The sequence below is a fragment of the Thermodesulfobacterium commune DSM 2178 genome (assembly GCF_000734015.1).
GTDB lineage: Bacteria > Desulfobacterota > Thermodesulfobacteria > Thermodesulfobacteriales > Thermodesulfobacteriaceae > Thermodesulfobacterium > Thermodesulfobacterium commune.
The window spans coordinates 118,517-132,285 of the sequence record NZ_CP008796.1 but is presented as its reverse complement, the minus strand read 5'-3'; the positions used below and the strand labels follow the sequence as shown (position 1 = coordinate 132,285).

The 13,769-nt window shown below is 35.3% G+C and carries 15 protein-coding genes and 1 tRNA gene; 9 read left to right on the top strand and 7 right to left on the bottom strand.

The window, feature by feature from the left end; genetic code table 11:
- Positions 1 to 7: 7 nt before the first annotated feature.
- From ispE to HL41_RS00690, 3 genes are read right to left on the bottom strand one after another with little or no spacing between them, the layout of a single operon-like run.
- Positions 8 to 850 (bottom strand): 4-(cytidine 5'-diphospho)-2-C-methyl-D-erythritol kinase, encoded by an 843-nt coding sequence (gene ispE, locus HL41_RS00700; RefSeq protein WP_038063211.1) that lies wholly within the window; start codon positions 848 to 850, stop codon positions 8 to 10.
- A 13-nt stretch (positions 851 to 863) separates the two neighbouring features.
- Entirely contained in the window at positions 864 to 1,136 is a 273-nt protein-coding gene (locus HL41_RS00695) for a DUF1844 domain-containing protein (RefSeq protein WP_038063208.1), read from the bottom strand.
- Position 1,137: 1 nt separating this feature from the next.
- On the bottom strand, positions 1,138 to 1,509 hold the full coding sequence (locus tag HL41_RS00690; RefSeq protein WP_038063205.1) for an FmdB family zinc ribbon protein: 372 nt from the start codon (positions 1,507 to 1,509) through the stop codon (positions 1,138 to 1,140).
- Between the two features lie 83 nt (positions 1,510 to 1,592).
- On the opposite strand from HL41_RS00690, the gene HL41_RS08880 reads away from it, so the two are divergent.
- From HL41_RS08880 to HL41_RS00675, 3 genes are all read left to right on the top strand, one after another.
- Complete coding sequence (locus HL41_RS08880) at positions 1,593 to 2,699, top strand: AI-2E family transporter (protein ID WP_051754402.1); 1,107 nt, start codon at positions 1,593 to 1,595, stop codon at positions 2,697 to 2,699.
- A gap of 3 nt (positions 2,700 to 2,702) precedes the next feature.
- Entirely contained in the window at positions 2,703 to 3,512 is an 810-nt protein-coding gene (gene mutM / locus HL41_RS00680; RefSeq protein ID WP_038063202.1) for a DNA-formamidopyrimidine glycosylase, read from the top strand.
- A 105-nt stretch (positions 3,513 to 3,617) separates the two neighbouring features.
- A complete protein-coding gene (locus HL41_RS00675; protein WP_038063200.1) occupies positions 3,618 to 3,896 on the top strand; it encodes an HU family DNA-binding protein in 279 nt (92 codons plus the stop codon).
- A gap of 11 nt (positions 3,897 to 3,907) precedes the next feature.
- Here the strand turns inward: HL41_RS00675 and HL41_RS00670 are convergent, their stop codons facing one another.
- Complete coding sequence (locus HL41_RS00670) at positions 3,908 to 6,514, bottom strand: ChaN family lipoprotein (RefSeq protein WP_038549386.1); 2,607 nt, start codon at positions 6,512 to 6,514, stop codon at positions 3,908 to 3,910.
- A 79-nt stretch (positions 6,515 to 6,593) separates the two neighbouring features.
- On the opposite strand from HL41_RS00670, the gene HL41_RS00665 reads away from it, so the two are divergent.
- The 6 genes from HL41_RS00665 to HL41_RS00640 all read left to right on the top strand — a co-directional run bounded on the left by HL41_RS00665 (position 6,594) and on the right by HL41_RS00640 (position 10,524).
- The gene (locus HL41_RS00665; RefSeq protein ID WP_022854679.1) at positions 6,594 to 7,406 is read left to right on the top strand and encodes a phosphoribosylformylglycinamidine synthase subunit PurQ; all 813 of its coding nucleotides are present in this window, start codon (positions 6,594 to 6,596) and stop codon (positions 7,404 to 7,406) included.
- Positions 7,406 to 8,164, top strand: coding sequence for a twin-arginine translocase subunit TatC (gene tatC / locus HL41_RS00660; RefSeq protein WP_022854680.1), 759 nt, complete (start codon positions 7,406 to 7,408; stop codon positions 8,162 to 8,164). The genes HL41_RS00665 and tatC overlap by 1 nt, the downstream gene beginning before the upstream one ends.
- 65 nt (positions 8,165 to 8,229) lie before the next feature.
- A tRNA-Ile gene (locus tag HL41_RS00655) sits at positions 8,230 to 8,303 on the top strand.
- Between the two features lie 22 nt (positions 8,304 to 8,325).
- On the top strand, positions 8,326 to 9,165 hold the full coding sequence (locus HL41_RS09215) for a Nif3-like dinuclear metal center hexameric protein (protein WP_022854681.1): 840 nt from the start codon (positions 8,326 to 8,328) through the stop codon (positions 9,163 to 9,165).
- On the top strand, positions 9,141 to 9,908 hold the full coding sequence (locus HL41_RS00645) for a zinc ribbon domain-containing protein (protein ID WP_022854682.1): 768 nt from the start codon (positions 9,141 to 9,143) through the stop codon (positions 9,906 to 9,908). Before HL41_RS09215 ends, HL41_RS00645 begins: the two co-directional genes overlap by 25 nt.
- Entirely contained in the window at positions 9,889 to 10,524 is a 636-nt protein-coding gene (locus tag HL41_RS00640) for an L-threonylcarbamoyladenylate synthase (RefSeq protein ID WP_038063192.1), read from the top strand. Before HL41_RS00645 ends, HL41_RS00640 begins: the two co-directional genes overlap by 20 nt.
- Position 10,525: 1 nt before the next feature.
- Here HL41_RS00640 and HL41_RS00635 read toward each other — a convergent pair whose 3' ends face one another.
- The 3 genes from HL41_RS00635 to HL41_RS00625 form a co-directional block, all read right to left on the bottom strand.
- Positions 10,526 to 10,726: a hypothetical protein gene (locus tag HL41_RS00635; RefSeq protein WP_038063190.1), complete on the bottom strand. Its 201-nt coding sequence runs from the start codon at positions 10,724 to 10,726 to the stop codon at positions 10,526 to 10,528.
- 100 nt (positions 10,727 to 10,826) lie between these two features.
- The gene (nadB, locus tag HL41_RS00630) at positions 10,827 to 12,425 is read right to left on the bottom strand and encodes an L-aspartate oxidase (protein ID WP_038063188.1); all 1,599 of its coding nucleotides are present in this window, start codon (positions 12,423 to 12,425) and stop codon (positions 10,827 to 10,829) included.
- A gap of 5 nt (positions 12,426 to 12,430) precedes the next feature.
- Positions 12,431 to 13,753, bottom strand: a complete 1,323-nt coding sequence (locus HL41_RS00625) for a cofactor-independent phosphoglycerate mutase (protein ID WP_051754401.1) — start codon at positions 13,751 to 13,753, stop codon at positions 12,431 to 12,433.
- Positions 13,754 to 13,769 lie beyond the last annotated feature (16 nt).

The following is a 13,769-nucleotide window of genomic DNA, read 5'->3' as shown; positions in this document are numbered from 1 at the left end:
TCCTAACCTATTCCAAATTTTGCAATAAAAATACCTTGACTTCCTTAAGTGTTCTTTTTAGGGTTTCATAAACATAAAAGGGAGGTTCTTTTTCAAAAATCCCAAAAATTGTTGGGCCTGTACCACTAAGACTAACAGCACAGCACCCAAAAGTTTTAAGTTTAGTTTCAAGCTCTTTTAAAAAAGGAAACTTGTTAAAAACTAAGGCCTTAAAATCGTTTATAAGGCCTTGAGGATGTCTCCAAGGGGAGACTTCGGTAGAATAATAAACAGGATTTTTTGAATTTGTCAATCCTAAATTTTGATAAGCCCACTTAGTACTTATTTCAAAGTTAGGACAAATAAGTAGATACCACGCTTGAAAAGAAGGATAAGGTATTAAAACATCTCCTATGCCTTCACCTATAGCTGCAACATAAGGACTTAAAAAAAAAGGCACATCTGCTCCTAAACTCTTAGCTATGCTATACAATAAAGGTTCTTCTCGATCTATACCATAAATATAGGCTAAACCTTTAAGTATGGTAGCAGCATTACTACTCCCCCCTCCTAAGCCAGCTCCGATGGGAATCGTTTTTTTTACCCTTATATGATGATTTTCGTTAATCCTAAAAGTTTCTTTAAACTTTATATAAGCCTTATAAACCAAATTTTCTTCCAGAGGAATATCGCCTCTGTCAGAAATAAAATCCAACCTAAAATCTAAAGTCCCTTTTTTAATTTCTATCTCATCAAAAAGGTCTATTTTTTGAAAAATCGTATAAAGATTATGATATCCATCTTCTCTCCGACTTAGTACTTGCAAGACCAAATTTAGCTTGGCTGGAGATAGGAAAAGATATTTTTTCATAAGAATAGAACCTTTAATCTGAAACCTTCAAAAATTTAAGTTTAAGCTCATAAAGTATCGCATTAATCAGACGTTCTTCGTCTAAAGTAAGATTGCCTTTAGTTTTTTCTTTTAGCATCTCAATCGTATCTATGGTTTGTTTAGCTAACAGAAGGTTTACCTCTTTTTTGTTGGTTAAGGGGTTTGGAAGCTCTCCCAAATGGATAAGGGCAGCAGTGTTTAGAGAAAGGATAAACGTACTAAAGGTAATTAGGTTTGAAAAGAGGTCATCCTGCTCTTTACCCATTTTATCCTTTCTCCTTCTTTTTGGTAATCACATATTCAGTCTTACTTATATATCCTGTTCTCACTGCTTTTCTTTCTGAAAGAAGGTCGGAGAGCTTTTTTACCCTATCTGAAGGATGAAACTCTTTGGCTTTTTCTAAAAACCGACGGGCCTCCCCTACCTTACCGTCTATTAAATAATCTCTGGCTCTCTTAAGGATAGAGAGCTCTCTTTGAGATTTTTGAGATATCCTATCTTGAAATCCAAAAATAGAGGGAAGTTTCATTACTTCTAAGCTTCCACATTTAGGACATGGAGGATAATCTTCATCCATCCTCTGCAACCTTTCAAAAACCTCCCCGCAGATTTCACACCTAAACTCATAAATCGGCATAGTTTAAATTATAATATCTATTTTTAAGTTTACAACATAAAAAACCTTGAGAAAAATATAACCTAAGCTATACTGAAAGAAAGATGAAGATCGATAGAGAAACTTTTTATCATAAAGTAGGGCTTTTTATTTCCCTTCTTTTAGCTTTTCTTATCATCGCTGGATTTGTTTATCTGTTAAGTCCTCTTTTTTCTATAATTTGCTGGGCGGGTATCATTGCTTTTTTTATCTATCCTTGCTATCAAAAAATCTATCAAAAACTTAAACGTAAAAACCTATCTTCTTTTATAGTTCTCTTTTTTCTAATCCTATTTGTAATAGGACCTTTTTCAGCCATCCTTTTTAACCTCTACCAGCAGATCCTTTCTATCTTAGACTGGGTTAAACCTGTTGCCAACCAGAGCCTTTATGATTTTGTCGAACAACTAAAAAAATACCCTAAAATTTATGCCTTTTTTACTAAACTATTATATTATCTACAACCTTATCTTCCTCAAATCCAAGAAAAAATCGCTCAAGCAATATCCTCTATCCTTCAGGCAGGGGTTTTTTCTATCACGAATTTGGCTAAATTTCTATTTTCTTTTGGCTTTCAGTTAGCTTTTACCATCCTTACTTTACACTATTTTTTGATAGACGGAGAAAAGGTGATTCAAGAAATAGTCAGCCTTATACCTGGCAAAAGCCAAGAAAAACAAAAAATGTTACAAAGAATAGGGTTGACTCTAAAAGGAGTCTTATATGGCAACATTCTTACGGCTTTTATCCAGGGACTTTTAGCCTTGTTTATTTATTTTGTGTTGGGAATACCCCATAATCTTTTCTGGGCCTTTCTTACGATGTTAGCCTCTTTCATCCCAGCCTTCGGAACTTTTCTCATTTGGGGACCTTTGGTTGTCTATCTATTCTTGGTAGGAAGTTATGTAAAAGCGGTGATCCTTTTGGTTTTTTGTGGAGTTATCATTTCTAACTTAGACAACTTCCTAAAACCCTTTTTAATCGGTGGAAAAACTAAAATCCACAACCTTCTCATCTTTTTTTCAGTGCTTGGTGGAATTGTAAAGTTTGGTGTATTAGGAATTTTTTTAGGGCCTCTTATTTTAGCTCTTTTTCTATCGATCATAGACATCTACAAGAATCACCTAATTACCCACTTAAATGGATTCTCTTATCCTGATCAGGATGAATAACCTATGCCTGAACTTCCTGAAGTAGAAACTATAAGACACCAACTAAAAACCAAACTTTTACTTCAAAAACTGGTTAAAATCGAGATATTAGACCCGAGATTTACTAAAAAAATTTCTTTTAAAGGTGCACTTAGCATAGAAGGAGAGAAACTTTTAGACATAAAAAGAAAAGGGAAATATCTATTGTTTATTTTTGAAAAAAAAGGTCTCTTATGGCACTTTGGCTTAACCGGTGGTTTAATCCTATTAAACCACTGTCTTATTCAACCACCTCACAAATTTTTGAGACTGCTATTAAGGTTTGAAAACGAAATCTTAGGATACTTTGACATAAGAAAGTTTGGGAAAATAAAAACCTTTGACCTTCCCCATTTTCCTGAAGAAATAGAAAAATTAGGAGAGGATGCGTTAGAGATAAAACAAGAAAAATTTTCTTCTATCCTTAAAAGGTCTTCAAAACCTATTAAATCCTTACTTTTAGACCAAACCAAAATTGCAGGACTTGGGAATATCTACGTAGACGAAGCCCTTTTTAGGGCTGGTATACATCCTTTAAGAAAGGCCAGTTCGCTCAGTGATGAAGAGGTAGCAAAGCTTTATCATACCATTAAAATGCTCCTTAAAAAGGCTATAGAATTGAGGGGTTCTTCGATAAAAGATTATTTAGATGCCTTTGGACAAAAAGGCAAGTTTCAAGAAGAACATCTGGTTTACGGCAAAAAAGGGCAGAAATGCCGTTTTTGTGGACAACCTTTGCAATACCTAAAACTCAATCAAAGAGGGACTACCTTTTGTCAAACCTGTCAATCTTAGTCAATCTAAAAAAAAGCTACAAAAACTTGGCTTTTACCCTTGACAAAAAAAGAATAATCTTTTATAAAATTGAAAAATAAGAAAATTCTTCTAAAGGAGGGAATTATGAACAAGGCAGACCTCGTAAAAAGAATGGCAGAGATCGCAGAAGTACCTAAGTCTACTGCTGAAAAGCTCTTAGACGCCTTTATGGAAGCTGTAGAAGAAGCAGTTTCAAAAGGAGACAAAGTAGTATTGGTTGGTTTTGGAACCTTTCAGGTGTTAAAAAGAGCTGAAAGAGAAGGAAGAAACCCCAGAACAGGTACACCAATCAAAATCCCTGCTAAAAAGGTGGTTAAGTTTAAGCCAGGTAAAAAATTAGAAGAAGCTGCTTCTAAAGCATAAAAAGTTTGAATTTAACGGGGGCTGCTTTCTCCCCCGTTAAACAAATAATCTCCTGCTTCTGTAGACAATCTTTTCTGGTTGTCAAGAATTATCCTTTTAAAATTTAAAAAGTTTTTCTTTTGTAATCCTTGCGTAATCCCAGAAACAGTAATAATTTCCTCTTTAGTAGTAATAAGAATGGTCTGAAAGTTTGGGTATTCTTCAAGCACCTGAAGTAATTTTTCTGTAAGAGCTTCTTTTTTTAGAAGATGAGCTTGATAGAAATTTTCAAAGGGAGGAAAAGGCTGTTTTTTCTGTTGATATTTTTCGTAGAGATACGTTTTTAAAAGTGGGTTCATCAAGTCCATCTCTGGAAGATTAGAAATTTCTTCTTGAGAAAGGCTGAAGATTCCTTTATCAAGTACTTTTTGGAAAAGACTCTCTTCTACCCCTATGGCTAAAACCTTTATTTTTTTGATCTTAGCAAACCTTAGAACTTCAATTAGGTTCTCAAGATTAACCCCTACTTCTACCTTTGAGAGTTCTTTTTTCAGGTATTCTGCAGAAACTTTATTTTCAAGAAACTGGTCTATCAAAGATTGATAGGAAGAAGGTAAGTCTAAAGTGATTATTAGATTATCGTTTAGTTGATGCAGGTTTTCTAAAAATTCTCGATAAAATTGAGTAAAATCAGAAGCTGGATTTTGTCTTTCTTCTCCTATCAAGACCAGCTGAGTATTAGACAGTTGGAGCGCAAGTTCGAAAGTAGTAATAGAAGTCTTGGTATAAAACCCCTCCGGTTTAAGCCTTACAGGAACTAAAATCCCTTGTTGAGAATCTAAGGTTTTTTTGGAAAATATCTTGCCTGATTTTATCCATCCTTCAGTTAAAGAATTCAAGCTATGCCAAAGATTAACTACAAGCTCCGTTTCCTTTACTGAAGAGGAAAAAAAATAACCTAACATCCCATCTTTTTCAAAAGGTTGAGGAACTAATTTAAAATATACTCCCTGGTCTATATGCTTTATCATCCAGGGAAAAGGAAATCTATGTAAATAAACCACGTTTTTAGCCTCATCCAAAACAACTTGAGAAGGGTCTTTAACCGGTAATATTTTATATCCCTTTTTCCTAAAAACCTCTATTATTTTTTGATAAAGTAAAAACTCCTCTTCAGGATAAACCAAAACTCCTGGATTTTCTAACAGCCTGTCCACCCCTAAATACTCTTCTTTTTTTTCTAAAACCCTCCATACAGTATAATCTGGGTCTAAATATATCTCTTCAGGTCTTTCTTTTACCCAAACCTGAACGATTTGGTAAGGACTTGTCACATTTTTTACAAAAGAATAAGTCACGTTTTTACACACCACAGAAAATTTAACCACCACCTCACGTTCGTTTGGAGTAAGAGTATGTGGAGATGTAGACTTGATTAAAGCTAAGGTTAATTCGTAGCCTCCTTCCTTAGGTTGCAAAAATACTACCTCTCCTCTGAGATAGAGCTTTTTAAACACAGAAAAATCCGAAAAGGAAACAAAAACTTCCGGGAAAGAAGACTTTAGATAAGTTAAAAGGTCTTCAAAAGATTGAGGGATAAAAAGTTTGGTTTCGTAAAAATGTTTTAGTCTACTTAAAAGAACCTCCTCACCTAATCTTTGCTTAAGTTCTAAAAAGTAAAAAAAACTTTTGCTTTCTAAAGATGAGGTGCTGAGTATTTTTTTTCGCAATTCCACTTTTCCCTGAGCAACATCTTTAAAAAACAAGGCAAGTCCTTTAACCCTTTGATCTTCTTGGTAAAAAACCCCTTCTTTCAAACGTTTTTCGTTCACTAAAGCGCTAAACTCCCAAGGGTCATCCAAAATTGAAGAATTAACCAAAAGAGTATTTGAATAATCTAACTTAGGTTCCTGATCCTTTATCAAGAACACAAAAAGCTTAGAAAATGGATAAACCTCAGAAAATTTCTTATCTAAAGCTGCTAAAGCAGGCTTAACTTTTTGAAACCAAGAAGAAACCTCTTCTTTAGAGAAAACCTTGTTGTTATCTAAGGAATACAGAGAAATTTTCAAATTTTTATAGGTTAAAACTGAAGAGACAAAAGGTTCTTTCGAAAGAATTAAAACCGGAGATTTTATCGGTTTTAGGTTTTTAAACTTATATAGCAAAAATCCCCCTTCTTCTTTTACTTCGTAATCCTCTGAGGGGATTAGCGCAAAATATCCTAGTTTTTTTGGAACCTTTAAAGTAATTTCATAAGTAAAGGGCTCCCTAGGTAAGGGGATAAACCGGTCTATGAAATTAAAAGGAACCACGGTAAAATTTACAGATTTTTCGAAATATAAAAATAATGGGCTGTTTGGCTTTTCAGCCAAAAAGGTTAAAGCCGATTCTTTAAAAGGTACTGAAGAAAAAGGTTTCCCATCTAAAATGGCTTCTTTGAAATGAAGCCCTTCTGTCTCAAAGGTTTGAATCTTTTTTTCCTGTAAAACTGTTTGCAAGCTACCTTCTATAGCATTGGGTTTTAACTCTAAATCCATTTTGAGATGCAAATAAGCTCCGTAAGACCAAAAAGGGCACAAAAACACCCCCAAAACTATTAATAATAAAAGAAAAAAAGCTGTTTTCCAGTTTGCCATATTTTCCCTTTTTGAAAAATAAAAAACTTGAAATATAATTAAAAACACTATAACTTAACTCAGGAGATTTGTAAAGGCTATGAAAAAACCAAGAGTTCTTGTTCTATGGGGATATGGTATAAACTGTGAAGTAGAAACTTCCTATGCTTTTAAACTTGCGGGAGGAGACCCTGAGATAGTTCATCTATCTGAAATCTTTTCTGGAGAAAAGAACCTTCTTGATTATCAAATCATCTGTTTTCCTGGGGGTTTCTTAGACGGAGATCACTTAGGGAGTGCTCAGGCTTGTGCCCACAGGTTTAAACATTTAAAACTAAAAGACGGGACTTATCTCTGGGAAAAACTTATGATTTTTCTGAAAAAAGGAGGGCTTATCTTAGGAATATGTAATGGATTTCAACTGTTGGTGAAAATGGGGCTTTTACCAGGAGGAAAATACTTAGGAGAAAGAAAGGTTACCCTTACCTATAACGACTCAGGTAAGTTTGAAGACAGATGGGTTTATCTGAAAGTAAACCCACAAACCAAATGTATCTTTTTAGAAGGTTTAGACGAACTTTACCTTCCGGTAAGGCATGGAGAAGGTAAATTTATCCCTCAGGACGAAAAAGTGCTTGAAGAGATAAAATCTCAAGGACTTATTGCCCTCCAATATATCCACCCTGAAACCCGAAAACCCACCTTAGAATATCCCTACAACCCTAACGGGGCAGTTGAAGCCGTGGCTGGTTTAACAGACCCTACCGGACGTATTTTTGGACTTATGCCTCACCCAGAAGCCTTTAACCATTTTACCAACCATCCTCGTTGGACTCGAGAAAAGAACCTAACAGTAGCTGGGCTTGAAATCTTTAAAAATGCAGTAAACTGGGTTAAAGCCAACTTACTTTAATGTATACCAAAAAGATAGCTCAATCTCTCAAATATCTCTTAACCTTTTGGAAGAAAAAAAGTTTCTTAATCCTTTTTTTCTTTATCTCTCTTTACATAGGTTTTTTTTTAGCCTCTCCTTATATACTTAATTTTCTTCAACATACCTACCAACAAAAGTTTGTTTTCTATAGCCTGTCAGAACCTATTACCTCCTTTTTAAAATTTTCCTTGGTTTTAACTGTTTTAGTCATTTTTCCGTTTATTTTTTATCTTATTTTAAATGCTTTGAACTTGATTTTCAATTTAAAAAAAAAGTTTTTTTGGATGTTCTATCTATTGGGATTGGGTCTTTTTTATTTGGGGGTGGTGTTTGCCTATTTTATTACCCTACCTTATGGAATAAGGTTTTTGCTTTCCTTTCGCACAGAAAAAATAGAGCCTTCCATTTCCTTAGGGCATTTTGTTAACTTTTTTTCTTTTTTTGTGATTGCCTTTGGGCTAATCTTTGAGCTCCCTCTTTTTTTAACCTTTTTGTCTCTAACCAAAATATTAAATCCCTATAAAATCACCAAGTATCGCAAGGAAATCTTTTTTGGTATAGCTGTGCTTTCTGCGGTTATAACCCCAACTCCAGATGCCTTTAATATGGCCCTTTTGTCCATTCCTCTTTATGTACTCTTTGAGTTAGGAATTTTCCTTTCAAGGTTTTTGCTGAGAAGGAATCTTTTAGAAAACACTCAAAACGAAGTATTAGAATCTTCTAAAGAAAACGATTAATTTTATTAAACCCTTAACCACCTTGACAAACAAATAAATTATATTATTTTTGTTAAATATATAATGGGCCCGTAGCTCAGCTGGTTAGAGCCACCGGCTCATAACCGGAAGGTCCCAGGTTCGAGTCCTGGCGGGCCCATTTAAAAATCCATATAATCTATATGTCTTTTAAAACAAAAGACTTTTATAACTTTTTAAATCAACTTGCTCCACTTACCATAGCAGAACCACAAGATAATAATGGTCTACAGGTAGGGTCTTTTGAAGATGAAGTTTCTGGGGTTCTCTTGGTTGTAGACCTTACCTCTAAGGCCATAGATTATGCTTTGGAAAACCGACTTAATCTTATTATAAGTCATCATCCGTTTATTTTTAAACCTCTAACCCAAATAATAAAAGAAGACCCTAAAGGCCATCTTATCTATCGGTTAATCCAAGAAAAGATAAATCTTATCTCATGGCACACACCATTAGACAAGATAGAAGAAGGGGTCTCAGAGGCAATCTTAAGGGCTTTAAATCTCAAAGGGGAACGGTTTATCTCTTTGCAAGAAAAAAATCAAAAAGTTTTTGGATTAGGAAGGGTTGTATATTTAAAAAAATCTATTAAACTGCAAGACTTAGCTAAAAAATTAGGAAAAGTTCTTAAAAGTTGGGTGATGGTGGTAGGAGACTTAGAGACCCCTATCAAAGCCTTTGGGGTATGTGGAGGTTCAGGGGCTTTTTTAAAAGATGAGCTTAAGAACTTAGGGATTAACACCCTGATAACCTCAGACGTAAAATACCACGTAGCAAAAGATTCTTTAGAAGAAGGGTTTAATTTTATAGTCATAGACCATGGAATAGCAGAAGGTTTGGTACTTGACTGGTTAAAAACATCTCTGGTTAAATTTATAACTTCTTATAACCTTAATCTCAAAATAGAAATTTTTAGAGAACCTAGTCCATATCAAATATTATTGACGGAGGAGAATAAATGCAAGAGGAAATTCTGCGATTGATAGAGCTTCAAAACTTAGACTTAGAAATCCTTAAGATAGAAAAAGCCGTACAAGAAATACCTCAAAGTCTTCAAAAAGCACAAAAAGAAAAAGATCAGTTGTTCAACAAAATAGAACATTTTAAAAACCTGATAGAAGAAAAAACCAAACAAAAAAACCTTTTTGAAGAGGAATTAAAACAGGAATACCAAAGGCTTAAAAGCACCCAGGCAAGATTAGTCCAGATAAGAGGTACCAGAGAATATCAGCTTCTATTAAGAGAGATAGAAGAAATCAAAAAGGCTAACAAACAAAAAGAAGAAGAAATTCTAAAACTAATGGAAGAGATAGAGAAGTTAGAACAAGAAAAAAGAAAATTAGAAGAGGAATTTGCCAAGGTAGAAGAAATTTTTAACCAGGAAAAACAAAAGTTTGATGATTATTGTAACCAGCTAAATCAGGAAAAGGCCAAACTTATAGAACAAAGGATAAGTTTAAGTAAAAAAATACCTGCCAGACTCTTAAAAAAATACGAGCTTTTAAGGGAAAGAAAAGGAGGAATAGGAATAGCCCCGGTCGATAACTATGTATGTGAAGGATGCCATATGGCCATACCTCCGCAACTCTATAATGAAATCCAAAGAGATAATAGATACTACGAATGTCCCCACTGTAAAAGACTGATCTTTTTTAAAAAGTTTTATCTACCGGAAGAACCTTCCGAACCAGCCTTAGAAGAAAAAGATGCCTCCTCAGCTTCTTAAACTTAAAAAAGACCTTTCTAATCTGGAAGAAATTGCTAAACAGACGGCCCAATTTTTAAAAAAACAGGCTGTAGGTGCTATTCCTACAGAAACCTTTTATGGTCTAGCTACAGACCCTTTTTCAGATAAGTCCTTAGAAAAACTTTTTTTACTCAAAAATAGGCCTCAACACAAACCAATCCTTCTTCTTATAGGAGAAAGAGAACAACTTTACTTTTTAGTAGAAGAAATTCCTCCGATTGCAGAAAGACTTATAGAAAAATTCTGGCCAGGACCTTTAACCATAGTTTTTCCAGCCAAAAAAAACCTTTCTGATTATCTAACCGCAGGGACAGGAACCATCGGGATAAGGCTTTCCTCTTCCCCAATAGTAAAGGCCATTGTCAAAGCCTTTGGTAAACCTATAACCGGAACCAGTGCTAATCTTTCAGAAAAGCCTCCTTGTTCTTCTCCCGAAGAAGTTATACAACAACTTCCAGATCTTGACTTTATAGTCGATTATGGCTATTTAGAAGCGACTTCTCCATCTACGGTAGTTTCTGTGGTGAACAATCAACTTTCTTTGATTAGAGCTGGTGCTATACCTTTTAAAAACATCTTGAATTTATTTCTCTAAACTACTCCTCAGCCAGTTCTAATTCTATATATGAATGGCCACATTCGTAACATTTAACATCTAACACCCCTTCTAAAAGGGCTACATAAAGGGTATCCCCCCCACATACTTTACATATCTCTCCAACGTTTTCCTCTTCTATTGACTTTATGATATCTTCTTTTAACTCTTCTGGAATGTCTGGGTCAAAAATAACCTTCACCCTAACCTCCTGCACACTCAATTTTTATTAATCTTATCAAAAATTTTTGTTTTGTAAAGCTAATTTTTGTTAATTTTTAACTTTTTATTTAATTTTTTATTTAATATTTTGTGAGGATTGTTTCCTTTAGATATTCTACCCTTTTTTCAGGATAGTCTATCAAATAGTGAGTCCCCCGAGATTCCAGACGAGATTGAGCAGATTTTATGATAATCTCAGCCACCATACATAAATTTTTCAGTTCCATTACATCAAGGTCTAAGTAAAGTCCTTCCCAGTTGGCTTCTATTTCTCTTCGAATAAACTCAAGCCTTTTTCTCGCAAACTCCAACATTTTCAAACTTCTTACTATCCCTACAAAATCCCACATTACCTTTCTTATCAAATCCCAATTATGAGAAACAAATACCATTTCTTCCTTGATTTCTTTGATGATAGGGTCTTTTATCTTAGGTAAGGTAAAGGAGGTTTCCCTGATTTCAGGCCAAAGTTCTCTGATTTTAAGACTTGCTTGATGAGCAAAACAGATGCCTTCTAAAAGAGAATTAGAGGCTAATCGGTTTGCTCCATGAAGACCTGTATAGGCACATTCCCCCACGGCAAAAAGGTTAGGGATGTCAGTCTGACCCCAAAGATTGGTATAAATCCCTCCACAAAGATAATGAGCAGCAGGCACTACAGGGATAGGTTGAGAGGTAATATCTATCCCATATTTCAAACAAGTTTCATAGATCTGTGGGAACCTCTTTTTTACGTAGTCCGAAGGTAAATGGGTAATGTCAAGATAGACACACTCAGCACCGGTCTTTTTTAACTCCATGTCTATCGCTCGGGTCACCACATCTCTTGGGGCTAATTCTTTTCTTACCGGGTCGTATTTATGCATAAATCTTTTTCCTTCGGCGTTAAGCAAAACCGCCCCCTCTCCTCTTAAGGACTCTGAAATTAGAAAATTTTTAGCTTTTGGATGATAAAGACAGGTGGGATGAAACTGAATAAACTCCATGTTAGCAACCCTACATCCTAAGGAATAAGCCATCGCAATCCCATCACCGGTTGAAGTATCAGGATTACTGGTGTAAAGATAGACTTTACCCACCCCTCCGGTACAAAGTACTATCACCTTAGCCAGTATTATCAAAGGTTTGGATTGATTAAGGTCAAGTACCAACCCTCCTATAACCTTAGGGCTTGAAGTTACTCTCTTTTTATCTACAAGAATCTTCACCACAAAATGGTTTTCTAAAATTTCTATATTGTTTTCTTCAAAAACTCTTTCAAGCAAGGTCTTTTCTATAGCCCTTCCTGTATAGTCTCCTACATGAAGGATCCTTCTTTTTGAATGACCACCTTCAAGGGTTAGATGGTATTTTTGAGGATTTTCAGGGTCTCTGTCAAAAGAAACTCCCCAGGTTATAAGATCTTTTATCCTGTCAGGAGCAGACTTAACCACCAACTCTACTGTCTCTCTTTTACATATTCCGTCCCCTGCTATCATCGTATCTTGAATATGCAACTCAAAACTATCATCTTCTCCCATAACACAGGCAATTCCACCTTGAGCAAGAGAAGTTGCTGTTTCAAAAACCCTCTTTTTAGCAAGTACAGTAATATGTCCTAAATCCTTTAATTTTAAAGCTAAACTTAAACCTGCAATACCTGTACCTATGATTAAAACATCGGTTTTTTTTATCTCCATTTCTTTTATTCCTCTCTTTGATGTTCTATTTTTGGTTTTCTCTGGAGGAAGATCTCGAGAAGTTCTGGTCCAGACTTTATGTAATAAGGTGAACGATAGGCTTCTTTTTCACTAAACTTTAAGTCCTTTTTCTTTTCTTTATCTCTTACAGAATCAAAAATAGCAAAAGGCACAGGTTTTGATGAATGAGTCCTGATAGAAATAGGTGTAAGATGGTCACAACAAACAAGAATTCTATATTTATCTGTAATCTCTATAATTCTTTCCATAAAATATCTTACAACCCTTCGGTCAAACTCATTTATGGCTTTAATCTTTTTTTCAAGAGATCCTTCATGAGAAACCTCATCAGGAGCCTCTACATGGATCACCACAAAGTCATATTCCTTTAACGCTTCGACTGCATAATCTACCTTACCTTCATAGTTAGTATCTAAATATCCGGTTGCTCCTGGTACGTTTATAACCGACATCCCAGAAAGTACAGCTAACCCTTTTATCAAGTCTACGGCTGAAATAACCGCACCTTTCAAATGCCATTTTTCCTCAAAAGGTTCTAAGTTAGGAGTCCTACCCTGTCCCCAAGGCCAGATAGCATTAGCAGGAAGAAGATTTTCCATCTTCCTTCTCTGATTGACAGGGTGTTTTTCTAAAATCTCTATAGCTTTTAGGATATAATCCTTTAAAAAGGGTTCCTCATCGTAGGAAGTAAAGGCAAACCATACGTTTTTACCTAAAAGGTCATGAGGAGGGTAAGTATGTAATCCTCCAGAACCTCCTCTCCAGATCAAAATATGTCGGTAGCTGACCCCAGGTATAATTTCTATCTTTTCGTTAGAGATATTCCGGTTGATGGCCTCGATCAACTCTATAGCCTCTTCTGTAGAAATATGTCCTGCAGAATAGTCTTCCATGATAAGTTCTTCCCCTTCAAGCTTAAGGGTTACCAGATTACATCTATAGGCTACATCTTCAGGTTTTAGGACAATTCCACGGCTTGCAGCTTCGATAGGCCCTCTTCCAGTATATTTTTCTTCTGGAGGATAGCCTAAAAGTCCCATAATGGCTACGTCTGAACCTGGATGCATTCCTGGAGGAACGGTCTGGCAATGTCCTATCATACCGTAAGAGGCTATAAAATCCATACCAGGGGTGATAGCTACCTCAAGAGGAGTTTTCCAGTCGAGTTCTTTAACCGGAAAGTCTCCCATACCGTCTCCTATAATCATTGCATACTTATAACCTTCTAAATTTTCTTCCCGCAATTCCTCCCCTTCTAACTTGTATTGCTCTAAATCTACTGCTTCTTTTTTCTTTTTTCTTCCCATAAAAAAACCTCCTGCA

Excerpts from the sequence above, each read along its gene's own strand:
- ispE (WP_038063211.1), bottom strand. The coding sequence starts at position 850 with ATGAAAAAATATCTTTTCCTATCTCCAGCCAAGCTAAATTTGGTCTTG.
- HL41_RS00695 (WP_038063208.1), bottom strand. The coding sequence starts at position 1,136 with ATGGGTAAAGAGCAGGATGACCTCTTTTCAAACCTAATTACCTTTAGT.
- HL41_RS00690 (WP_038063205.1), bottom strand. The coding sequence starts at position 1,509 with ATGCCGATTTATGAGTTTAGGTGTGAAATCTGCGGGGAGGTTTTTGAA.
- HL41_RS08880 (WP_051754402.1), top strand. The coding sequence starts at position 1,593 with ATGAAGATCGATAGAGAAACTTTTTATCATAAAGTAGGGCTTTTTATT.
- mutM (WP_038063202.1), top strand. The coding sequence starts at position 2,703 with ATGCCTGAACTTCCTGAAGTAGAAACTATAAGACACCAACTAAAAACC.
- HL41_RS00675 (WP_038063200.1), top strand. The coding sequence starts at position 3,618 with ATGAACAAGGCAGACCTCGTAAAAAGAATGGCAGAGATCGCAGAAGTA.
- HL41_RS00670 (WP_038549386.1), bottom strand. The coding sequence starts at position 6,514 with ATGGCAAACTGGAAAACAGCTTTTTTTCTTTTATTATTAATAGTTTTG.
- HL41_RS00665 (WP_022854679.1), top strand. The coding sequence starts at position 6,594 with ATGAAAAAACCAAGAGTTCTTGTTCTATGGGGATATGGTATAAACTGT.
- tatC (WP_022854680.1), top strand. The coding sequence starts at position 7,406 with ATGTATACCAAAAAGATAGCTCAATCTCTCAAATATCTCTTAACCTTT.
- HL41_RS09215 (WP_022854681.1), top strand. The coding sequence starts at position 8,326 with ATGTCTTTTAAAACAAAAGACTTTTATAACTTTTTAAATCAACTTGCT.
- HL41_RS00645 (WP_022854682.1), top strand. The coding sequence starts at position 9,141 with ATGCAAGAGGAAATTCTGCGATTGATAGAGCTTCAAAACTTAGACTTA.
- HL41_RS00640 (WP_038063192.1), top strand. The coding sequence starts at position 9,889 with ATGCCTCCTCAGCTTCTTAAACTTAAAAAAGACCTTTCTAATCTGGAA.
- nadB (WP_038063188.1), bottom strand. The coding sequence starts at position 12,425 with ATGGAGATAAAAAAAACCGATGTTTTAATCATAGGTACAGGTATTGCA.
- HL41_RS00625 (WP_051754401.1), bottom strand. The coding sequence starts at position 13,753 with ATGGGAAGAAAAAAGAAAAAAGAAGCAGTAGATTTAGAGCAATACAAG.